Genomic DNA, 22601 nt, shown 5'->3' with positions numbered 1-22601 from the left:
ACCCAAGGTGTAGCATGAGATGCATTCACCTACGATATCTGCAATAGTTCGCGGCGGAGATACTGCATGTTCCTCCGGTCTTGGAAGTCGCTACTTCTCTCCAAAATCTCAATCATCGCTGGGTGCATCCTGCTTTTCTTTGGCTTCATTGATCGGGGTGCAGCGGGTCGAGAGCTTTCCACGGCTGGCCGAATCACTCAGGTCCAATGTGGCGGCAAAGGCTGCACCTATTCGTACGTATTTGTGGTCAATGGCACCAGCATTCTGGACGACAGTGAAACCTGCAAGACCCCGTTGACCCCGCGAGGATGCGCAGAAGGCGCACTGGTTCGGGTCTACTATGATCCGCAACATCTGTCAGAGAGTATGTTGGGAGACTTCGGGCTAGCAAGCCGGGAGAAGTTTATCTCTGGCGCGTGCCTTGTATTGTTTGGCCTAGTTCTTATCGCTCTTTATTTCTTAATTAGACGGGCGGAAGGCGCCTCTGACGATCCCGATCCAGACCTCAATTTGGACCGCTCTCAACCGGACGTAATTCATATAGTTCAAGGCGAGTAGGTCTCTGGACGGGTATTCTGAGCGGATGGTGGCGTTACAAGAAATGATGCAATTTCCGCTTTAGTTTCCGGATTTCTCCCAGCTTTTGCGAAGCTGCTCAGCGCAGGTGTCGGCGGTGGCTTTGACCACGTCTTGCCTACTGGTCCCGCGATGCTGAGTTACATTATCGCCAGACCAGAGAAGCGTCTGTTTTCCTTTTGTGGGTTTGAGATCGGCCGTAAAGCGCGCCATGGCATAATCGCCATGAGCTTCAGTCGCGAACTCGCCATTGAAGATGGCGTCGGCATCGGCAGTGCTGCTGGATATCTCGAACCCGACGTTGCGAAGGGCATCCTCAAGCAGAGAACGGAAGCGTTCGGCTCCCGCGCTTGATCCCAAGGTGGCAATGTAGATTTTGTTGACCCGATGAAGACCCGGGTTGGACGCCTGTGCGTCCGCGTTGCGTAGCGGCAACAGGCCAAGGGATGCAATCGCGAAAACCACTGCGCGGCGGTTCATGCGATGGATTGTAACGTGCTCAGGAAGGGCCGAAACAACTCCGTTTCATTCATCCAAGTGTTGACTCTTTTGTTATTTCAGTGTTGGCGGTGATTCACCCGCGACCGTACAAGTTGATCTACTGGGAGAGGCAGGAAGCGCAGTCCGTGTACCCTACCGAGCATGAGGCTTTGGACTGTAGCGATAACGGCTGGCGTTGTGCTCGCGCTCTGGAGTTGGTTTTGTCGTCATTACGGTTGAGGTTCATGGGCGGAGGGCTTGGGCGCATTCGTGATCGTTCCCATTTCCATGGTTTCGCTTCGGTCCTGGCAGCAGAGACTCCATAGAAGACCCGCTGAAGTAAGCTCTCTGCACTGTTTTTGGGGTTACTTCCGCATTGGCGGTGATTCGCTCTGAACTCATTTCTTGGTATGTTCAGATAGCTCGGGGCGAAGAAATGATCAGATGAAGGGCGTCGAGGAGGTTTGGAGTTCCGTCGCTAGAACCAGTGGTGGCGAGGTCGCGTTGCCAGACTTGAAGCCCCTCGTGCTCAGTGTCCACAATGAAGTGACCACAAGTCCCGTCAATTTACCTGCATTGAAGAGCACTCTTGTGAAACTGCTTCGATACCTCAGCGGTGAAGGGCGGACCAACGCAAACTGTCGGGCGACTGACCTGTTCTTCTGTTCCGACGAGTTGGAGAATGTTTGGTCAGAACAAGACTTGCCCGAAGACTTCCATGCTGTACTGACGATGATGGGCGAGGCTTTGCACGATACGGTTTCCAGCTCTGAAGTTGCCCACAACTTCGGCTGTCTTCCTGAGCAACTGCTCGAACGCGCTGAACGTCTCGAAACATGACGGCTGGCGGTCGTCGTCGTGTAGTGGCCAATCCGGTCATAACCCTGTTTTGGGATTACTTCCGAATTGCCGGTCCAGTGGCTTGAACGCTAGACTTCTCGCTTGAAGACAATCATCCGATCGCTCATCCTGCTACTAGCGGCAGCTTCGATCCTCGGCTGCCGCGAATTGACCATCCGCAGCACTCCTAATGCAATCGTAGGAACTTGGTTTGTCGAAGACAGCGGCGCACCCTTCCATCAGCACATGTATGTATTCAACGCCGATGGCACCATGCAGCAGGCCAACCCAGACGCTGGCGACCCCACCGCTAGTGACAGTGACGGCAAAGGCATCTGGATCGCTGAGGGCAGCCGAATCCGCGGCAAGTGGATGGAGATCACCGCCGACCGCAGCACCCACAAGTTTGTCAGCCGCGGCGAAATCCTCTTCGATATCCAGGTCAAAGGCAACACCTTCGCCGGTACACTCAGCGCCCGCTTTTACGACCCTAACGGAAAGCTCCAGCAGGACTTTCCCGCTGCACCCATCCACGGTGAGCGCCTTACGCTACCATAGCCGAACTGGTGAGCTAGGCGGACATGACCCTGTTTCAAGTTATGTCCGGATTGGCGGTGATCCCACCCGAATCTAATTTCTCACATTCAAATGATGCCGCGTTTGCGGAGGATAGCTCTAAGCTGCCAGTCAATTGAGTTGAAGTTTCCGAACCCAGATTGTGCCAGCTCGGTCTTCTCGACTTTCGGAGATCGAACTGCGTGCCCTTGCTCATCGACGATATCGTAGTCGAGAGTAGAGCCTGTGCCGTGATACCGAATGAAGAAGTGATGATCGAGCGCGTCCCCAGGCATCACCGGTTCGGAGGCGACGATCTGCCAATATCCCCTTGCCCACCCGAGATTGTTCACCACTGATGGGCCGATCATTAGATTCTGAGACGATAAAGAAGTGGGCGAGGGACGATCGGGACCAATCGCATCGTAGATGTAGATCAGGTTGAAATCAGCATCGAGGCCGAAGAAGCTCCCTCTCTTTATCAACCTTCCCCAAAGGAAAATGCCTTCAACAGGCGAGAGACGAAAGATGTCGCCTACCTTCGCTTTTTGGCGCTTGCTCACAAGCCGAACAGCCGATACTTCGTTCGCTTCTTCGAGGCTCCTTAGCTCCGTCATCTCGTCACCAGCTACTCCAAATGCGGTCATGCGCGGGTTGGCCCAACCGGACACTAAAAATGGTGTAATTTTCTCATTGACGGGGATTCACTCGTTTCTGGTCTCTAAACCTCTGATGATGTCGAGACGGTTCTTCGGCGCATGCGGAGATAGGAAGTCAGGGATGGTTTTTGGAGTTCGCCGAGGCCGACGTAGAAATTGAACCGGCCACTCGGCAATTCGCGTTTCTTTCACGTGGCGATAGACACCGGGCTCCAATTCGTCGATGTATTCGACCTGCCGAATAAGGGCGAGGGGCTCCTCTGCGCCGGGACTCTCCTCGAAGAATGCAGCAGCTTCGGCATAAGTTGCGAACGCATAGTAGTAGTCACTGCCCTCTTCCTCATCAGAGGCACCACGCTCGGGATGCAGCCAAACTCGATATTCCAGAACGTCATCCCAAACGTAGCCTCCCCCAGCCTTCGCGAGAGGCGAATACGTGCCAACAAGACTTGGGTCTAATGCATCCGGGTATTCAGAAATATTCATGCACAAAAGCCGTGACAATAGTAGCTTACCCAATTGACCAAGCCTGCTTTTCGCAATTGCGGGAGTATGGTGGCCGATCCGGAAGTAACCCCGTTTTGGAGCGACTTCGAGGTCCGCTCTCGTCAAGACCAGAATCTGCGAAGTCGATTTGAAGCGCCTTCTTCATGCAACGCGGATCATTGAGGTACAAGCCATGAGGAATCGCGCTCACATACTCCGCATCGACAGAAATGCATTTTGGATTCACTTCTTCATGATGAAAGGAGATTTCACAGAGTGTTCCTGGGACGCAGGTCGGGTCCGCCTTCCTGGCCTGAGTCTGCGCGGCGGCTCCGATCACGATTGGCGACATTGCGAAAAGAAGCGAAGTAAAACGACTGATCATTGGCTTCTTCAACTAGTTGATTAGACACCACTCAAGCGGAAGGTGACCCTCACAAGACCTCACAACCACGCGATTCGGTCGGTTCTTATGGCCGACCCTTCCGTTACTCCTGAGTGCTGGGCGAGCGGTGGGTTGATAATCGGAAGGGCAGCATTACGATCGATACGTTGTGCGCCATTTCATGGGGTTCGCGTCCGTGTGAGGAATAGTCCAACAACACGAATCACTCGCGTGGCACACCTATCCATTTCGTTGATTGTGGCGGCACTGTTTCCCTTACGCGTGGCAGAAGGCACTCAGCCGAGGCCCTCATCGCCGGTTGAAATCAGTGTAGACACGAGCAAGATCATCAACACCATGCGCGGCGGCATCGGAGCCTCTTGGCACGCAATAGAGCAGCCCATCCCGATCGGTCACGGCGGTAGCGGCTGGGGAGCCTACCCTCCTGCGGAAGATGAACGCGCCTGGCAGCAAATTTACCGGCACGCCAGTTGGCTGGGACTCGACTGGAACCGCGTAGAGGTCGAACAGCGCATCTACGAGCCCGAACGCGATCACTTCACTTTCGACAACCCCGAGATGCGCATTCTCTATCGCATTTTGGACTGGAACCAGAAACACGGCACAGATGTTTTCTTCCAGCAGATGTGGGTCAACACCGCATGGCTGGCCTATCCCGGGTCCGTCGACGATCCGATCTTGCGCGTTCATAGTGCACCGCGTGATCTCGATGCATTCGCCAACGGCCTCGCCACCTTGATGGATTATCTGATCAGGAAGCGCGGCTACACGTGCATCAAGTGGCTTAGCATTACCAACGAGCCGGGATCGAATTGGTCGTGGTGGCAGGGAGCCTCTCGCGAACCGATGACGATCGGGGCCGGTTTAGCAGTTGTGCGCAAGGCCCTCGCTCAGCGTGGTCTCAACCTGGCTCTGTCAGGACCTGATTCAGGCATGGAGGTTTTCCGCGCCGCATTAAAACCAGAGGATGCAGCGCTGCTCGAAGCCTACGATTTTCACGACTACAGCCTAAAACTTGATTCAGACAGCGGAGGGTCCATAGAAAAGCAGGTCAGTGACTTCTCCACCTGGGCGAAGTTTGCCCATGATCACCGCAAGCCTTTGTTCATCACTGAATTCGGCTCCGCCGACTATCCCGCGCCTCCCGATGATCCCCGCCCAAACAGCCCGCAGTCCGTTTTGGCGGCCATCGAGTTTGTAATTCGAGGCGCGAACGCCGGTGTTGACGGCTTTAATCGATGGAGCTTTCTCAACCGAGGCGATCTCGATGGCCAATGGCAATACGTGGATACCTGGGACGCCAGGCAGAAGAAAATGCTCACAGAGTTCACGCCGCATGCAAACAATTATTTTAGTGTGGGCCTGCTCAGCCGCTTGACCGCCAAACACTCGGTTGTTCTCGCGTCGAACGTGAGTCTCGGCAAGGTCAAAGGAATTCAGCGCGTCTTTTGTGCCGCGTTTCGCAGTCCGAATGGCAACATCACTCTCGCGATAGTGAATGACGCGCCCACTGAATTTGCATTGAAGCTCTCATGGGCAGAAACGCCCCCACGGGTAAAATTCTTCCTCTATCGATTCGGCAAGCCGCAATACAATCGTACGGACGTGAAGGTAAATCCTGATCCCGGATTTTCACCTGGACTTGAAAGCACTTGGTCGGATTCTCTTCCGCCGAACAGCCTCACCATCTATAGCACTTACGAACTCAAGAACGATGATCCTGGAATTCTGGTCGATGGCCCCGAGCCCGTGCATAACTGATCTTGCTTCGATGTTCGCATTCAACTACTTGAACCATCTGCGCTGTGAGCGGACCGCGGCTTCAACATGCGGGGATTGCTCACTTACGCTTCACAACGCTGAGTGTAGTATTGCCTCGTGAAATTCTTTGCCCGTGGTCTATTGTTGAGCCTGGTTAGCCTCTTAAGCCAGGTTTCAGTATCAATAAACGCTCAGCCCGGCGGCGAAGTTGGTCAGATGTCATCCTCCGCACCTCGGCCACTGCAGCCCGATACTGGTATCGCCATTGTTCGTGTTACGACGCGCGAGGTTCTCATTGACCTGATCGCGCTTAGCGGTCGAGATCAGCCTGTCTTGGACCTTAAGCTTGCAGATCTTCAGGTTTCAGAATCATTTGTCTCGCTTGACTCACCTAACGCGCCTCATCCAGCCACCGTGTCTCTAGAACCAGAAACAATCACCAGCTTGCGCGTGGTCGATCCTAGTGCACCTCAGCCTTCATCGGACGATTCGCGGAGTGGATTCCAAATTGCCGGGAGTTGCCTGGAGCTTTCTACCCCGCACTATCAGATCGCATTCCATCCGGGTCCCGACGCTTCGCAAAGCGGATACCACCGGGTTGTGATCAGTGCGAAGAGATCCGGCATCCGGTTGTTTTATCGTCATCAATACTACGTAGGTTTGAAGGAACCTCTCGTCAAACCTCCCGTCGTTCAGAGTGAAGCCATTAACAAGCTACTTCTACAGGCTGCCTGTTACCACCCGCAAATACCTGCGTCAATTTCCCTGCGGCCCAGATTCATAGAAAGTGGCCGCACGGATGTCATCCGCTACTCCGTCGCAATCGACGCCGACTCGCTCTCCTTCGTGACCTTAGAAAGGAACGGGAACAATGCAGGTATCGATCGCCTCGTCGCGCTTGACTACGGAGTCTGCAACCTAGATAACCGGGGGCTTCCGATTAGCTTTTCCCAAGCGCCACTTGAGAAAGTCCTAACGTCCGGAGAGTACGCTCGCGCTCTGGATCGAGGATTTCCTCACATCTTGGAATTTCCGGCCCCGGAGCACATCGCGATCACGCGATTCGTTGTTCGCGATCGTCAAACGGGCAATCTTGGCGTGGTTGAGGCCGCATTTCCTGGCGTCGCTCAAGGCCCGATCGTGCACATCTCGCCTCCAGCTACGCAGACAGCGACCGATCTTAAGGCAATTGAGGCCTGGCGAAATCTGGATTCGATCAAAGATGCTAATGGTCGCAGTCTGAATCCTTTGAATATGCGGCCAGAACCAGAACCCATTGGCTCGTTTGGGAGCATTGTTCCCGCTCCCCATTCTTTTTGCGGTGACGTTTATGATCTCTCCGACCGGCCAGAAGATTTACCCGATTTTCGCGAATCCGATCCGATCGTCTCGCTTTATACTTCCACCCTCGATGTGCCCAATCAGATATTCTCCAATCTCACACGGATACCAGGACAGCCGCCGGGGACAATTCCCTTCGGAATCGACTACCACGGCGTTTTCTGGGTAAAGCTCCCGGGCGACTATCACTTCTTATTGCTTTCCGATGACGGCGCGACCCTGCGTGTCGATGACAAGAAGCTGATTGACATCGATGGGCTCCACCCGGCGCAGCCAGCTTCGGCCCGAATCCATCTCGATGCAGGCCGTCACTCGATCGACGTACCGCACTTTGAGAACGCAGAGGGTGCGTTTGCTCTTGAGCTTTGGGTCAAGCCGCACGGTGCGCACTCGTGGAGCGTGTTCGATATGAACGACTACTCTCCGCCTGCTCCAAATGCAAACTTCCCGGATCCTCGCTGAGGGCCACAAGTGCGCATGCAACTTAGGTGGAGATACCTCTTAACAGGTCCTTATCTTTGCTGCGGTTCCGGGGCGACTGCCTCATGTGCTTACCGAGCTGAGGAAGTCTCTTAGTCGACCGGAACGACGCATTATTGCTCCCGACATTGGTTTCATTGAACGGTGTCTGTTTGATCGAACCATTGTGGAATGATCTTCTGTTCCAGCGCGTCGAGACGTGATTCTAGGGCTTCCGCCGACTCTAGAGTGGGAGGAACATTGACTGGAATTACATCGTGAGAAGTTTGGCCCGCTTTCGCCAGTGCAACCCACTTCCTCATCTCTTCTATGTATCCCTCAAGCGCCTGTTTTGGTGTTCGACAATCATCCGTGACAAGGTAAGCCGACGGAAGATCACCCACAACGACCCATAAGTACTCGTCAACGTCTGGTCGAGATGGCTTGATGTGAGCGAAAAAGACGGTACAAACTCCACCCACTCCATCTCCGAAATACAGACCTTCTATCGACTCGCACCACTGAAACGAGGACAAAAAGGCTCGCGCTTGTCCCTCCATATCACGGAGCCTCGCGGTCTCTTCCTCGTCTTCACCAGTCATTGCCGATGTCGGAACGACGCCGGTCACTGGTAGTTCCTCTTGCATTTGCTCATCCTCGTTCGCTGGTAGGCTAGCAGAATCTCGGTTTCTGGCCGGGTGGTGGTCAACTCGGATATAACGCAAATTTGGATTACTTCCGGGTTGGCGGTGACCCTCCCGGAACGGTCGTCTTACTGGCATTTTCGATGCTTCCAGCGAATAACCGCGGCCAGATTGCCTTCCACCGTCATCTTCCGCTTCGATGAAGACAGGACCTTGCTGTAGACATCAATCGATACGTTTTCGTAATCGTCCAATTGATTCATCCCGGTGCCTGAAACCGATATGAGCCCCATCCCCAGAATCCCGTTTGCCCGTGGTCCGCGTTCTTCCGCTGGTACAAGCTCATCAACCAGATCATCGATTTGCTTGCGCTCCAACTCCGCGTCGAGCCTTACCACTTCTGGTGAGTAAATTCTCTTCTGTAACCCAATCTCGCAGACCTGCCCGTCGAGAGCATAACGCGGCATCATCAAGACCCCGGTGCGAATCTCGTAGGCTTCGACAGTTTTGTATCGCTTGAACTGACCGTCCGTCTGCGGCACGGCATGCAGAGTCCCTGCATTCGTCAGCAATCCTACAGCCGACATGACAACAGCAACCGCTATCAACCTTGCAACCATCGCGCGTCCCCCGATTGAATCTGCGCAAGTATAGACGTCTTGCTCACCGGCGCGGAGATCACAGGAATCCGAGTAATTCATTTAGGGTTCCGGGCGTGTCGTGGCCAATCCGGACATTACCTGGTTATGGAGTTCTGTCCGGATCGCCGGTGATCCGCTCAGAGCCGAAAGAATATTATGGTTAATCCGAGATGAACGATGAGGTTCCTTGCCTTGAATCGCGTAACTATCCCAGTTCAGATTCGGGAGAAATGTTTGTGATTTGAAATGGTGAACCTGTATATTCTGCCAATGCGTTCACGAACTGCCGCATGCATCGTCAGTTGTCTCCTCGCGACTTCAACGGTGGTTTGCGCAAAGACAATCTTTGCCGATGACGCCCCTCTTGCTGACACGCCGACGAATGTGCCGCCCAAGAGTTCGAAGCTGGTCATCATTCCTGAAAATGTTGCAGTTGGCATGCTGATCCACAAGGTCACTCCGGAATACCCCGTAATCGCCAAAGCAGCCCGAGTATCCGGAATAGTTACGCTTAAGGCCACAATTTCTAAGACGGGAGAGATTTCGAACCTTCACGTTGAATGCGGCCCGGAGATGCTACAGGAACCTTCGCTCGCGGCCGTTCGAGAGTGGAAGTATCGCCCCTATCTCTTGCGCGGCGAACCAGTTGAGGTGCAAACAACAATAAAAGTTACGTTCACCTTGGGAGGCAAGAAAAAGGTGCCGTTCAGTAAGGACTCCTGCCCCATCTAATAATCGTTCCGAAGACTGTTGCGGGCCATTCCGCGGCAATCCAGAAATAATCCGAAATCAGGTTTACTTTCGTGTGGGCGGTTATTCGACCGCAACGATCGTGAGGCTAGGGCCAGCCGGGTAGAAGTCCGACCACGGCAGGTTCAAAGTCGCTCATCTCTCCGATATTCACGGTGCCGTCTTCAATGTTGAAGGGCAGACTCAAGCTGACAGGTTCGAGTGACGGACCGGATATGGTCAGCGTGATCGCACGCGGTGCGCCACTGTGCTCAACGTCGCCCCATCGAAAATCAGAGACGGCATCTGACCTTACAAAGCTGGTGTTGATCGTGATGATTGCAGACGCATCGTTTTCCTTCGCTCGATCCACGATGGCGGCGTAAGCATCTATCTTTTCCTCTTCGTTCTCGAATTCTACTTCTTCCGAGTAGCTTTGCTCCGGTGTCACCACCACGACGACAGCCGTGCAATATTCCTCTTTGCCTTCTAGAAGAAATCGCTTCTCGATTTCAAGGAGTTGCAGCGCGAACTCTCTCAAATCATCCATTGGATCCTTGCAAGAACAAGCACGTCAAACATAGCAAAGCAAACCCGCCGTATGTAGGGATTGTGGCCGTGTGGTGGCCTAGTCGTCAGTATGACCTCTGTTCGCCCCCGGTCCCGGCTGGCTGCGACGGGGTTAGTGACGAGTGGCGGGTTATACGAATGGAGCAACTCTCGCTCACCAGGCTTAGGACTCTTTAGTTTCTATGTGACTTTGGCTGCTTGTCACCGATCAATAGACGTCCCTTATAATCAGTCACCAGTCCATAATTCCAATTCCTTTCATGCCAATAATGGGAGTGCGCAGCAGCATGAAACTGATGAAGAGCCTGACCTGTCTGTTGGTTGCCGCATCTGTCAGCGGCATGCTGTGTTGGTCGCAATCTTTGCGGCAGGATTCGAGAACCGGCGGAGAGTCCACTAAGCATGACGGCGGAAAACTCGCTATAGAGCGGCACTTCGAGTCAGTGCAGCCGCAACCGCGACCGCAGTTTGGAGGTGCGCTGCCAGGGAGAGAACTGCTTCAGGAACGTCGTCTGAGCAGGGCTCGCCTGGAACAACGCATTAAGTCAATTCAAGCCGCCCGTCCGGAGGTTGCCACTCAAGGTGCGGCTTTGCCCGGCATACTGATGCGCCCGGCTCTCACTACTGGCGCTCTTCCGACGTCAGTCGCCACTGGCGATTTCAATGGTGATGGACACCCGGATTTCGTAGTCGCCAACGGACTGACCAACGACCTGTGGATTTATCTCGGCAAAGGCGATGGATCGTTCCAACTGCCGCGAGTGGTGCCTCTGAGCAAAGGATTGTCGCCGGTATGCGTCATCGCCGCGGATTTACGAGGCAAAGGTACCCTCGACCTGGTAGTTGCTGAATCTGACACTTCAACCATCGGCGTATTGCTCGGCAACGGCGACGGCACATTTGGCTACGAGACGGAATATCAACTTCCTGAATCGCCGAGTTCTCTTGTAGTCGATGATTTTAGACATGACGGCAAACTCGATATCGCAGCCGTGATGGTCACGAATGTCAATCCAGGGACAACTGCAGTACCCTACATTGCGTTCTTGAGTGGAGACGGCACCGGGCATTTCTCCGCTCCTGTGGTTACAAGCAATTGGGGCTTCTATAGCACTGCCTGGAACCTGGACTCGGGCGATGTGGATGGCGACGGGCTGCCCGACCTTCTCATCACCGGACCTGGTAATGAGAACTCCCAAATATTCATTAACAATGGGGACGGCAGCTTCACGCCTGGAGCCACTGTGATCGCAAATGCCCAACCTAGTGGCCCACCGTTGGTGCTCGATGGCCGGTTGGGCGATATCAACGGTGACGGCTGCGCCGACGCGGTCGTGGCGGATCTCAACACGATGGTGTGGGTCGCGTTGGGCGATTGTACGGGCAAATTTTCTAATCCCGTTCCTGTTTACATGGGCGCTAATAACGCCGCAGTGCGACTCAATGACGTGAATGGTGACGGTCATCTGGACATTGTCACTGGGGCCTTTCCAGGGTTCGAAGGAACGAGTCTAGGGGCGTATGGCGGCAACTCAATCAATGTCGCGTTGGGCGACGGAAAAGGCAATTTTGGCACCGCCCGCACTTACGTGGGAACGGGACAGGCATATTCCATCGGGATTGCGGATTTCAACGGCGACGGGAAGAAGGACTTCGTGACTGCGGAGAGTGATGCCGACTCCGCTACGGTGTACCTCAATGATGGGTCTGGTGGATTCGGATTTCCGCAAGGAATCTATGCAGGTGTTGCAGGCCAGATCACAATCAATGCGCCTTACTCCAGTCTCTCTTTCGCCGATCTCAACGGAGACGGAAAAACGGACGCCTTTCTACTTGACGACGAAGGCACGAATGCGGAACTGTTCGCGGTTGCGTTCCTCAACGATGGTACGGGACGGTTTACCGGACCCGTAACGTCCGATACGGGGATTAGCTGGATAACCAATGCACAAAGCGATTACCGGCTCGGCGATTTCCGCAATACCGGTCGCCTGGATATGATCGCCATCGGGACCAACTCCAGTTTCAGTAATGCTTCGCAGTACATTTTGTATCTGAAGGGCAACGGCGACGGAACATTTGCCAAGGCAATGCCTGTGACGACTACGGGAGCCCAGGGCATTCTCACCACGGGCGACTTCAACCGCGACGGAAAGCTCGACTTTGTGGCAGTGGACGGCTCGGGTTCACTTACATTGACGATGTTTCTGGGCAACGGCGACGGCACGTTCCGGAGTCTCGCGCCAGTCCCGTTCAACACAGGGGCTGGAACGATCGGAGCTATTCCACTGCGGGCCTGGACGGCCGACTTCAATCGTGATGGCAAGCTCGACGTTCTCCTATTTGCCAGCGGCAATGGTTACTGGACAAACCAATCAGCATTGTGGGAATTCGATGGCAACGGTGACGGCACCTTCCAACCCCTCGGCAACTCTTTACAGGATTTCAACCGCTTGCTTTGGCTGACCTGAATGGAGACAGCTATCTCGATATCGCCCGTTACGACTTCATGTGGCCCGACGGGACGACGCAGACACTTGGTCCGGCGAAGTTCACGAATTACCTCGGTCAGCCTGATGGCACCTTCAAGCAGAGCAGCAGCTACGCGACCGACACCGGCGTACCCCTCCCTGTTACACCATTCCAGCAGAATGGCGATCCGCTAGCCTCGTCGATGACCGGTGATTTCAAGGGAAGCGGTAAACCTGACGAAGTCGCGTTTCAGCAACCGGCAAATTTCGCCCCAGCGCCGTACGCACAGTTTCTGATGGGCAACGGGGACGGCACCTTCGTGCCAACCTATGACATCTTTCCTTTTTACGGCGGGTATCCGCTTTATGCGCATGACTTGAATGGCGACGGGATTGCCGACATGGTGCAAGTCGATGGCGGCACTTCCTCATTACAGGTATTCAAGGGTGGCCACGCTCCTGCCTTGCAGATCGAACTCGAGGAGGCAGTGGTGACCGGGGGCCAAGGATGCGGCTGGGTCTTTCCCGACGTCTCTTCTTCCTCGGGTGCATCGGCGATATTATCGTCATCGGTTGCTGGCGTGCTTTTGCCCAGTTCAATCACTATCCCTGCCGGTGCGCTGAGCGCACGCTTCTGTTACACGCTTGCTTCGAATTTCGATTGGCGGCAGGTATTCGACATCAACGCACAGCTCAATGGCGATGTTGCCACAGCCTATGCGTCCAGCAGTTACGTATTAGGCTTCAGCGAGACCATCTCACCGACATCTGCGGGTCCCGTCTATAACGGGAAAAGCACAGCTCCCGTGGCTGTTACGCTGACTTCTTCGCAGGGCTATAGTTCAACGGTTCATCTCTCTTGTGTTGGCTCGCTACCTGGCGATACCTGCCAGTTTGCTTCCAGCTCACTCGATGTTTCACCCGGGGCTCCGATATCAACGACGGTCACCTTCATCGAATCGCCTGACCAGCCGGTGAACGGTACCCAGGATCTATTTACAGTAATAGCCAGTGACGGCAACGTAACGCGACGCCAGACTTTCACAGTCAGTCTTGCTCTGTTGAACATCAATAATTTCTTCAGCGGCCCGATCCGGGTTTTTCCTCCCTCCACTGGCTCTGTGACGCTTCAGGTGAGCGGCATCCCGCCTTACACCTTCGGCTGCTCCGGACTTCCGAACGCCGTATCCTGCGCCTTCAGTGGTGACCAGGCAGCGTATCCGCAGAACAGCGGAATCTCTTTAGCGATCAATGTTCCAGCGGGAACGCCCGCCGGCAACTATCCATTTACAGTGACGGCTTCCAGCCAGGGGATTACTGCTTCGGCAACGGAGACACTTGCTGTCATCGGATACAACGTGCAGGGACCGCCCGCTGCCAATGACTGGATCTTCGCCGGAACTAGTGCGAATATTCCCGTGACCGTGCAGGGATCGTCAAATTCGAGTGGGAGCGGGATCAATCTTTCGATCACCTGTGTACTTGACGTTCAAGCAACCTGCACCGGCGGAACGTCTCCGGTAAGTGCGACTGCGCAGAGCGTCAACCTTAGTCTTTCGGTCCCGGCAGGCACCTCCCTCGGGCAGCATCAATTGACTGTGACCTCAACCACGAACGGAAACACACAAAGCTATACCTTTCCCGTAAACGTGGTTGCGCTAAGTGGATCGTTGAGCAACTCCGCGCTTACCTTTCCTCGCAGCGGATCAGGATCGTTGACCCTGACCCTCAATGCTACCAACGGATTCAGCGGCTCCGTTTCGCTCGGTTGTTCGGGTGCTTCGCCTCAGGTTTCCTGTTCTTTTAATCCATCGCCGTTTCAGCTAAGCGGTGGAATTGCGCAGTCAATTACCACGACCTTTACAGCCACAAATACAGCGCAGATACACGGTGAGCCTTCCGCAGTTTCAGCAAAAGGCACTCTCGCACTTGCGATACTTTTCCCGGCTGCATTATGGCTGAGCCCGAGACGCCGACGGAGAACGTTACTTCTTTTATGTGCGCTCTGTGCTTTGCTCTCGTCCGTAACGAGTTGTGGTTCTGGTGGAGGTTCCACCGGAACCGGTGGCGGAGGAGGCGGAGGCGGATCAAACGCCTACTCGGTGACCGTGAGCGCAACAGCAGCAGGGGCCTCGCAGAGCTATGCGCTCGGCACCGTTGCAATCACAGTGACCCATTGAGCATCGCCAGGCTTCATCCGTTTATGTGGTAACGCCGAAACAGTCCTTGACATGGATCGGCCATCTGGTAGGGCGCTCCGGTTAATCGTGGACCACTCGTCACTTTGACTTATCTTCGCCCCGCCCCGGCAGTTGGGGCACCGCAGGGGAAGAGTAGACGGTGACGCCCGAAACTCACCATCCTATACCCCCGCGAAAGTTGAACAATGAACTAATCCAGTAGACGACATACCCGACAACAGCCGCCAATAGAATCAAAACGATGAACACAACAGCTCGCTGAGGTCTACCGTCTCGATCTTCAGTAAAAATTGTCTTATCGAACATCGTTGTAATCCCCGGATTTATAAACGCAATCAGGCGCTCTTCGCTGCCCTAGAGCTTACCAAGCTCGATAGGGTCCGAGCAGGCGGTCATTCTTCCGGAATCAGCAATCTACAGCGGTTCCATCGCGAAAGTTAAATTGCCGAGAACACGACTTGCGGGCTAGTGACCAGAAGCTCTTGCGGGTCAACAATCCTTTCGGGATATTGCCCAACCCATCGTAGAATTCGAGATTACCAAGACCAAGAGCAACCATCTCAATGTGATCATCCTTGGGAGCTAGGGCACTTCAGCGTTGTGAATTAGCTGGGCTCTGCCCGGTTACGGATCGCTGGCGGGGGTCGTCGCTCTGGTATCACGCGAAAAGGGGCCAATGTCGTTGTTTAGTCTTCGCGCAATGAACCACCAATGTCTTTTCTTCTCGCTGAGGATCGGGTTGTTTCTCGTCCTCTTGGGAATCTCAACGAAATTGCACGCCGAGACACTTTCCGGAAAAATCGTGGATCAATCCGGAGCGGTGGTTGTCGACGCAAAGATCGAGATCAGTGGGGCAGGTCTTCCTAAACCAGTTGTGCTTCTATCGGACGGGCAAGGCAAGTTCTCAGTCTCTGATTTGAAACCGGCAACTTATTCAGTACAGGTGACGCGAGATGGTTTCGAACTCCAGGTAAAAAGCGTGGATCTGAGCGCACCCGTTGAACTGCGGTTTGAGCTGCTCATTGCGAAGCGCCGGGAGGAGATCTCAGTTTCTGGCAGGAACCGTGCGTTTGCCAATTCCGACCCCGCTTACCAGATGCTCCGCGCCGTCGGGCCTGGAACCACCTTCCGCTTCGACAATTTCACACTGCAGTTGGATGCGGGAACATTCCAATTCAAGGCAGGGACCTTGACGATGTTGAGCCCGGTCAATGGAGTTGTGACCGGAGCAGTTTTCAGCGGAGAAGGTCACTTCAATCTAAAGCCCTTCACTTTACTCGATACAAACGAACTGAAACGGCGCGTCGGTGCAGCCGAAGCAAACGAAGAGTTTTCTGAGGCGGTGTTCCGATTTACCGAGCAGGAGCGCCTGAAGTTCATCCCCGGTCTGGGTGCGCCCGCCGAAACCCCAGCCAACATCTCTCAAATCCTCGAACAATGGAAGGAGAGGGTGCGAAAGCGCAAGGATGAACCTCAAGGGTTTACCGAACAACTGCTGCACGGGGAAACCATGGACAACGTGGACGCGGACGTTCTTGCGGCTGTTTACAATCCCTCTCATCCTCCGTTTGTGAATGCGTACATCCGTGGGAAGAAGTGGAAGGATCTCCGATTTTTCTTGCGGGAACGAGTTGGTGCGATGCCCCAGTTGGATTCCTCGGAAGAGGTCGCACTCATCAACTACGATCCCGAGGGGATGGACGACGGCGTCTTTTATCTGGCTCATCTGAGATCCGAATTCCTAAACCATACGGCCAGTTCCGGGGAAGATCGCCGCCTCTTTGCAACTCACGCATACAAGATCGAGACGGCAATTTCAAAGAACGATCATTTGTTCAGCACTGCCACCATCACCTTCGAACCGTTGGTTCTCGGCGAGAGACTTATGAAGTTTGGACTGTTGCCCAACCTGCGTGTCACACGGGTCATAGATGAACATGGGCAGGATATCTATTACATACAGGAAAGCCGAAAAGAGGACGGTTCGTTTTACGTCATTCTTCCTAAGGCCCCGGATGCCGGCAAAGTATCTTCGATAACCGTGCAATACGAAGGAGACAAGGTTCTGGCCAAGGCAGGGGACGGAAACTATTACGTACGTGCTCGAACCTCGTGGTATCCGAATCTCAATGGTTTTGGAGAGCGTGTTCCATATGATCTGACATACAAGATTCCGCACAGATACAAAGTGATCAGCGTGGGGAAGCTGCAAGGCGAGTCATCACAGGAAGACTTCACCGTCAGCCACTGGGTTACCTCGATCCCCGTAGCGGTGGCGGGTTTCAACTATGGCGATTACAAGAAGATTGAACTTCCCGATGAAGTTGACGGCTACAAGATTTCTGGTTATTACCTGACGGAATTGCCAAATAACCTGCGCGGTTTTGGTGCGCTGCAGTCGATGGCTCCGCACAGTATGACCAAATATGCGTTGGAGCAAACGCGAGCGCAGCTACAGCTTTGTAGCTATTACTTTGGCAAGAGCCCATACGATGAGATCGACATAACAGAACAGCCCGACTTTAATTTTGGGCAGTCCTGGCCAAACCTTGTCTATCTTCCAATTTCCGCCTACACCGACTCGACACAGAGGTGGTTGCTATTTGGAAACATCGACAGCAAATTCAGCGGCTTCGTTCAGGAGGTGACACCTCACGAAGTTGCACACCAATGGTGGGGGCACGCTGTGGGATGGACTTCATATCATGATCAATGGCTTTCTGAGGGATTTGCTGAATTTTCAGCCGGGCTGTTTCTGCAGCAGGGCGTGGCCGGCGACTGGCGCAAGGATTACATCGACTTTTGGAATCGCCTACACAACCGGATTCTTGAGAAGAACAACTTTGGTGTCGCACCCAACGACACCGGCCCTCTTTGGATGGGCCTGCGTTTGATTTCTCCCCGGAGCGAAAACGCCTATCAAAACGTAGTCTATCCAAAGGGCGCGTACGTCCTGCAAATGTTGAGGTCGATCATGTACAGCCAACAAGACCAGGACAAGGCGTTTATCGCCATGATGCATGACTTTGTGGAGAGCCATCGTGCGAAGGCAGCCTCGACAGAGTCGTTTAAAGCGATTGCAGAAAAACACATGAGCAAAACCATGGACTTGCAGGGAAACGGCCGCCTCGACTGGTTCTTTGATGAATGGGTTTACGGCACGCAGGTTCCGCGATACCACTTCGAGTATCAGGTGACTCCCGCGGAAGGCGGAAAGGTCAAGATTCACATGGCCATCACGCAGAGTGACGTGGACGAGCATTTTGGCATGTTAGTTCCAGTCTTTGCCGATTTCGGAAAAGGTATGGTACGGATCGGGCAAGTCGCGATAATTGGCAACAGCACTAGGAATGCCGAAGTTCTGGTGCCGAGCCAGCCTAAGAAGGTGGCCCTGAACGCCTACAAGGACATTTTGGAGCGATGAGAGTGTCTCTCGCTGCGATTGTGGTCAGTTACGCCTTGCGATTGATATGGTTCGGATGGCCGAATCGAGCATTTTACTGATGATAGTGCTAGTCATGGAAATGTGGTGACCAAATCGGACATTACCCAAAAACGGGGTTACTTCCGGATTAACGGTGACTCAGGAATAGGCATAAAAATGTGCCAAAATCGCCATTCGATTCGTAAGGATGTGGACCCTTAAAGGTCTCTCAGACCCCGGCCTCCGTACCGCGAAGTCGCCTTGCTGTGTCTGTTCGACATAAATCTCTTTCTTTGCCATCCTGTCGCTTCCTCTCTTCATCTTGATTTCACTTTATGGGGTACCAACCTTCACCTTATGGGGTAAAAGTTTCACCTTATGTGTAAATCCACACACACTTTCTCTCCAGAATCTCAGAGCTACTGGCCTCTACCAGAGCGGCGGCATCCAGAGTTCGTGCGAGCATTTGTTCTCCTCTCAGATCACTCGCTCAGTGTTCGCTAGGGCCAGAACGAACACACCCCGAAGGGGCTCCCTCGGGGTGCGAGATTATTTCAGTTCTAGTGCTTAGTTCGGGCGCGCTCTTACCCGAGGTTGTGTCGCGACCGAGTTCGGAGTTGTACGTAAACTACTCTCAGAAATCGAAGACTAAACTACCCAATTTCAGAGACTTTCATGTGGGGTGAAAACTTTCACGATGAGGGTCAAAACTTTCATTTTGGCGGTCACCCCACACTCTCCTTAATTTCCGATTATGAAAATTAACTGCATCCGCTTGTCGATCCGCAGCTCATGCAGCGATAGCAGCTTCCGTTGCGAACCATGATGGCGCCGCAGGTCGAACAGCTTGGAGCATCGCCCATCTCGTACATGCTGCGCATTGCCTCCGATGCATGGAACAAACCACGATCCTGCAATGTTGGTCCATGACTTGGGGAGGCAGAAGCTGTGATCGATGATTGAGCATCCGGAGGAATGCTGCCGCCCGGTGCGGATGTGCTGCCCATTCCCCTGTCGCGTTCTCTCAGACGCGACATCTCCTCAGCCAATTTGGAAAGCTGCTTGTGGGCCGCGGGATCCTCTTCCGGCTCCAAGTCTGGCAGAATTGTCGGCGATTCAGGGAGGGGCGAAGCCTGCGGAGCTAGCCCCGCGAAGAGGGTCAACTGCTCACCCGACAGGAAGCGCAGGTTCAGCCAGCGGAAGATGTAGTCCATGAGACTCTTCGCGTAGCCGATCTGCTCATTGCCCGTCCACCCCGAGGGCTCGAATCGTGTGTGCGCAAACTTCTCGCAGAGCACACGCAGCGGAACTCCGTGCTGCAGAGCCAGCGAAATGGAAGTCGCAAACGCATCCATGAGGCCGGAGACGGTCGAACCCTCCTTCGCCATCTTGATGAAGATCTCGCCCGGCTGCCCTGTGGGATACAAACCAACCGTGATGTAGCCTTCATGACCCGCAATCGAAAACTTGTGCGTAATGGAAGCGCGCTCCGCCTGCAGGCGATGACGAACTGCGCGCGGCGGCCCATTCAGGTCCTGGGGCAAAGGCGGTTCAGTTCCAAGCGCAGCGGTCATTTGCGGCACCGAATTCGCTTTTGCAATCTCTTCAAGCGCACGTTGAAACACATTTGAAGCCGTGACAACCGACTTCGCCGTGACCTCAAGCTTCTCGCTGATCTTAGCTTCGAGCGTCTTCAGATCTGCTTCGGCTGCTGGCTGTCCTGCTGCAAGCTGCGCCATTACGCGCTGCCCTGCCGCTTCTACCGCTGTCGGTTCTTTCTTTGCATCCATGCTGGTATTCAATGGCTGCACGCCCTTCGAGCCGTCGCGGTAGATGGCCACTGCCTTGATGCCCTGACGCCAGCTTTCGGCGTACGCTTCTGCCACTTCTTCTACTGTGGCTTCATGCGGCAGGTTCACCGTCTTCGAGATCGCGCCAGAGAGGAACGGCTGGGTTGCGGCCATCATCTTGATGTGGCCCATGTATTGAATGGACCGCGTGCCTTTGGCCGGCTTAAAGCTGCAATCGAATACGGCAAGGTGTTCCGGCTTGATGCCCGGTGCGCCTTCAATGGTGCCGGTCGCATCAATGTAGCTGACGATTGCGTCAACCTGGTCGTTGTTGTATCCCAGCTTGAACAACGCAGCCGGGACTGTGTTGTTGACGATCTTGATCATGCCGCCACCAACCAGCTTCTTGTACTTCACCAGTGCGAGGTCAGGCTCGATGCCGGTTGTGTCGCAATCCATCATGAAGCCGATGGTGCCGGTGGGCGCCAGGACTGTGGTCTGTGAGTTGCGATACCCGTAGCGCTCGCCATAGGAGAGAGCCATATCCCAGCAATCGCGGCTGGCATCGATCAACGCTTCGAGCTGCGGCACAAGGAACGGCTCGCTGCTGGTGCGCGACTTGCCTATGTTGTTCACTTCGGCCCGATGCATGCGAATCACATTGAGGAACGGCTCACGGTTTACGTAGAACCCGGGGCATGCACCGCCCTGACGCTCAACGCTGGCGGTGAGAGGCGTGGCAGAGGCAAGAGGCGGGCAATTCGCCGCTACGACTGCCGACTGCAGATATGCCTGCCCGCACATGATCGCCGTCATCGCAGCAGCCAAATCGCGTCCGGCAGCGGAATCATAGGGAATTCCGAATGACATCAACAGAGCGCCGAGGTTTGCATAGCCCAGCCCGAGCGGCCGATAGTCGTGCGAATTGCGCGCAATCCATTCCGTCGGATACCCGGAGTTGTCGACCAGGATTTCCATCGCCGTGATAACGACTGAGATAGCGTGACGATACTCAGGGATGTTGAATGTTCCCGATGGCGAAAGAAACTTCATCAGGTTGAAGCTCGCCAAGTTGCACGCTGAGTTGTCGAGGAACATGTATTCACTGCATGGATTGGACGCGTTAATCGGCGCCGTGTTCTTCGAGGTGTGCCACTTGTTGATGGTGGTGTCGAACTGCAGCCCTGGATCGCCGCACAGCCATGTGGCCTCGGCAATCTTGCGCATGATGTCGCGGGCCTTGTAGCTCTTGACGGGATTGGAACCCTTCACTGTCTTGGTGGTGAACTCGCCGTCATTCTCGTAGGCACGCATAAACTCATCGGTCACGCGCACGGAATTGTTGGCGTTCTGAAAGAAGATCGAAGAGAAAGCCTCGGAGTCCGGACCCGATCCGTCATAGCCGTTCCGGATCAAGGTGTGAGCCTTCTGCTCTTCCTTCGCCTTGCACTCGATGAAGTCGATGATGTCGGGATGTTCGACGTTCAGGATGGCCATCTTGGCCGCGCGACGCGTCTTGCCGCCGCTCTTGATGACGCCGGCGAACGCATCGAGTCCGCGCATGAAGCTCAGCGGGCCACTGGCCGTTCCGCCGCCGGTCACGCCTTCGTGGCTTGAGCGCAGCGAGCTGAAGTTGGTGCCCGTTCCCGAGCCGTACTTGAAGAGCAGCGCCTCTGTCCGCGCCAGGTCCATGATGCCTTCCATCGAATCGTCGACGGAGTTGATGAAGCAGGCCGAGCACTGGGGATTCTTATAGCCCGTCGCAGCATGCACCACGCCGCCGGTCATCGGATCCCAATGCCAGTTCTGCCCTGCCGCAAATGGCTCCAGCTTGTCGCAGCCGACGTTAAACCATACGGGCGAGTTGAACGCCACTTTCTGCGTCAGCAGCATGTGAGCGAGCTCATCGTGGAAAGTGGCTGCGTCACGTGCGCTGGCAAAGTAGCCGCCGGCGATACCCCAGTCGCGCACAGTCTCGGCTACGCGCGAGACCAATTGCCGCACGCCGGTCTCGCGCTCGGGCGAGCCGATCGTTCCGTGCAAATACTTCGAAGCCACGATGTTGGTCGCTGTCATCGACCAGTCGGCGGGCACTTCCACGTCCTTCTGCTCGAAGATCGTGTTGCCCTTGCTGTCGGTGATCAGAGCCGTTCGCCGTTCCCACTGGACATCGTCATAGGGGGATTTGCCCTCGGTTGAAAAGCGACGGGAAAATGTCAGGCCTCCCTGGCTATAGGGAGCTTGCAGCGCTGCGGCGGTGATTTGAAGGTTGGCCTCGCTCATCAGTTCTTCTCCATTGGCGATTTCTTTGAATACTTGTCCCTGGGGCTTAACGCAGCCAAATTTGGGGGGCTAAGTCTTGCAGCGAACGGAAAAACGGGGGCTTGCTGATCCGCGGGTTTTTCAGTTTTATGCGGGCTGAACTCGGGCTCAAGGTTACAGTCTGTTAACAGCCGCAGATGCAAAAATAGCGCTGTCTATGGTGCCTGTCAACCGGAAACCACAACATCTTGTATTTCGATGGTAAATCGAGCACCCGGTTGCTAAATACGGCCATTCAGCCTGTGG

At 54.5% G+C, this 22601-nt stretch carries 16 protein-coding genes; 9 read left to right on the top strand and 7 right to left on the bottom strand.

Annotated features, from left to right (window positions below):
• Nucleotides 1–66 precede the first annotated feature (66 nt).
• Nucleotides 67–558: a DUF3592 domain-containing protein gene (locus P8935_RS11670; RefSeq protein WP_348265175.1), complete on the top strand. Its 492-nt coding sequence runs from the start codon at nt 67–69 to the stop codon at nt 556–558.
• A gap of 60 nt (nt 559–618) precedes the next feature.
• Here P8935_RS11670 and P8935_RS11665 read toward each other — a convergent pair whose 3' ends face one another.
• Nucleotides 619–1056 (bottom strand): hypothetical protein, encoded by a 438-nt coding sequence (locus P8935_RS11665; protein WP_348265174.1) that lies wholly within the window; start codon nt 1054–1056, stop codon nt 619–621.
• Between the two features lie 444 nt (nt 1057–1500).
• Between P8935_RS11665 and P8935_RS11660 the strand changes: the two genes are divergently transcribed.
• Nucleotides 1501–1896 (top strand): hypothetical protein, encoded by a 396-nt coding sequence (locus P8935_RS11660; RefSeq protein ID WP_348265173.1) that lies wholly within the window; start codon nt 1501–1503, stop codon nt 1894–1896.
• Nucleotides 1897–1998: 102 nt separating this feature from the next.
• On the top strand, nt 1999–2454 hold the full coding sequence (locus P8935_RS11655) for a hypothetical protein (protein ID WP_348265172.1): 456 nt from the start codon (nt 1999–2001) through the stop codon (nt 2452–2454).
• Nucleotides 2455–2540: 86 nt separating this feature from the next.
• Here P8935_RS11655 and P8935_RS11650 read toward each other — a convergent pair whose 3' ends face one another.
• Together P8935_RS11650 and P8935_RS11645 are read right to left on the bottom strand one after the other, a co-directional pair.
• Nucleotides 2541–3068, bottom strand: a complete 528-nt coding sequence (locus P8935_RS11650) for an Imm26 family immunity protein (RefSeq protein WP_348265171.1) — start codon at nt 3066–3068, stop codon at nt 2541–2543.
• Nucleotides 3069–3155: 87 nt separating this feature from the next.
• Complete coding sequence (locus P8935_RS11645; protein ID WP_348265170.1) at nt 3156–3596, bottom strand: GCN5 family acetyltransferase; 441 nt, start codon at nt 3594–3596, stop codon at nt 3156–3158.
• A gap of 616 nt (nt 3597–4212) precedes the next feature.
• Here P8935_RS11645 and P8935_RS11640 point away from each other — a divergent pair.
• Complete coding sequence (locus P8935_RS11640) at nt 4213–5763, top strand: hypothetical protein (RefSeq protein ID WP_348265169.1); 1551 nt, start codon at nt 4213–4215, stop codon at nt 5761–5763.
• A 216-nt stretch (nt 5764–5979) separates the two neighbouring features.
• On the top strand, nt 5980–7566 hold the full coding sequence (locus P8935_RS11635; protein ID WP_348265168.1) for a PA14 domain-containing protein: 1587 nt from the start codon (nt 5980–5982) through the stop codon (nt 7564–7566).
• A gap of 152 nt (nt 7567–7718) precedes the next feature.
• Here the strand turns inward: P8935_RS11635 and P8935_RS11630 are convergent, their stop codons facing one another.
• Complete coding sequence (locus P8935_RS11630; protein WP_348265167.1) at nt 7719–8210, bottom strand: hypothetical protein; 492 nt, start codon at nt 8208–8210, stop codon at nt 7719–7721.
• A 125-nt stretch (nt 8211–8335) separates the two neighbouring features.
• Nucleotides 8336–8827 carry a hypothetical protein gene (locus tag P8935_RS11625; protein ID WP_348265166.1) on the bottom strand — a complete coding sequence of 164 codons (492 nt, stop codon included), beginning with the start codon at nt 8825–8827 and terminating at the stop codon, nt 8336–8338.
• A gap of 291 nt (nt 8828–9118) precedes the next feature.
• Here P8935_RS11625 and P8935_RS11620 point away from each other — a divergent pair, with 291 nt between their 5' ends.
• Nucleotides 9119–9580, top strand: coding sequence for an energy transducer TonB (locus P8935_RS11620; RefSeq protein WP_348265165.1), 462 nt, complete (start codon nt 9119–9121; stop codon nt 9578–9580).
• A 106-nt stretch (nt 9581–9686) separates the two neighbouring features.
• Here P8935_RS11620 and P8935_RS11615 read toward each other — a convergent pair whose 3' ends face one another.
• Nucleotides 9687–10127, bottom strand: a complete 441-nt coding sequence (locus tag P8935_RS11615) for a hypothetical protein (protein WP_348265164.1) — start codon at nt 10125–10127, stop codon at nt 9687–9689.
• A 307-nt stretch (nt 10128–10434) separates the two neighbouring features.
• On the opposite strand from P8935_RS11615, the gene P8935_RS11610 reads away from it, so the two are divergent.
• From P8935_RS11610 to P8935_RS11600, 3 genes are all read left to right on the top strand, one after another.
• Nucleotides 10435–12618 (top strand): VCBS repeat-containing protein, encoded by a 2184-nt coding sequence (locus P8935_RS11610; protein WP_348265163.1) that lies wholly within the window; start codon nt 10435–10437, stop codon nt 12616–12618.
• A complete protein-coding gene (locus P8935_RS11605; RefSeq protein WP_348265162.1) occupies nt 12606–14798 on the top strand; it encodes a hypothetical protein in 2193 nt (730 codons plus the stop codon). Before P8935_RS11610 ends, P8935_RS11605 begins: the two co-directional genes overlap by 13 nt.
• Nucleotides 14799–15558: 760 nt before the next feature.
• Complete coding sequence (locus tag P8935_RS11600; RefSeq protein ID WP_348265161.1) at nt 15559–18243, top strand: M1 family aminopeptidase; 2685 nt, start codon at nt 15559–15561, stop codon at nt 18241–18243.
• Between the two features lie 761 nt (nt 18244–19004).
• On the opposite strand, the gene P8935_RS11595 is transcribed toward P8935_RS11600, so the two are convergent.
• A complete protein-coding gene (locus P8935_RS11595; RefSeq protein ID WP_348265160.1) occupies nt 19005–22316 on the bottom strand; it encodes a vitamin B12-dependent ribonucleotide reductase in 3312 nt (1103 codons plus the stop codon).
• Nucleotides 22317–22601: the final 285 nt, after the last annotated feature.

Source organism: Telmatobacter sp. DSM 110680, assembly GCF_039994875.1.
Classification (GTDB): Bacteria; Acidobacteriota; Terriglobia; order Terriglobales; family Acidobacteriaceae; genus Telmatobacter.
The sequence above is the reverse complement of the archived record's forward strand: the minus strand, read 5'-3'. Positions and strand labels throughout refer to the sequence as shown.

Bases quoted from the DNA above. Each gene is read 5' to 3' on its own strand.
- P8935_RS11670 (WP_348265175.1), top strand. From the start codon at position 67: ATGTTCCTCCGGTCTTGGAAGTCGCTACTTCTCTCCAAAATCTCAATC.
- P8935_RS11665 (WP_348265174.1), bottom strand. From the start codon at position 1,056: ATGAACCGCCGCGCAGTGGTTTTCGCGATTGCATCCCTTGGCCTGTTG.
- P8935_RS11660 (WP_348265173.1), top strand. From the start codon at position 1,501: ATGAAGGGCGTCGAGGAGGTTTGGAGTTCCGTCGCTAGAACCAGTGGT.
- P8935_RS11650 (WP_348265171.1), bottom strand. From the start codon at position 3,068: ATGACGGAGCTAAGGAGCCTCGAAGAAGCGAACGAAGTATCGGCTGTT.
- P8935_RS11645 (WP_348265170.1), bottom strand. From the start codon at position 3,596: ATGAATATTTCTGAATACCCGGATGCATTAGACCCAAGTCTTGTTGGC.
- P8935_RS11635 (WP_348265168.1), top strand. From the start codon at position 5,980: ATGTCATCCTCCGCACCTCGGCCACTGCAGCCCGATACTGGTATCGCC.
- P8935_RS11630 (WP_348265167.1), bottom strand. From the start codon at position 8,210: ATGCAAGAGGAACTACCAGTGACCGGCGTCGTTCCGACATCGGCAATG.
- P8935_RS11625 (WP_348265166.1), bottom strand. From the start codon at position 8,827: ATGGTTGCAAGGTTGATAGCGGTTGCTGTTGTCATGTCGGCTGTAGGA.
- P8935_RS11620 (WP_348265165.1), top strand. From the start codon at position 9,119: ATGCGTTCACGAACTGCCGCATGCATCGTCAGTTGTCTCCTCGCGACT.
- P8935_RS11615 (WP_348265164.1), bottom strand. From the start codon at position 10,127: ATGGATGATTTGAGAGAGTTCGCGCTGCAACTCCTTGAAATCGAGAAG.
- P8935_RS11610 (WP_348265163.1), top strand. From the start codon at position 10,435: ATGAAACTGATGAAGAGCCTGACCTGTCTGTTGGTTGCCGCATCTGTC.
- P8935_RS11595 (WP_348265160.1), bottom strand. From the start codon at position 22,316: ATGAGCGAGGCCAACCTTCAAATCACCGCCGCAGCGCTGCAAGCTCCC.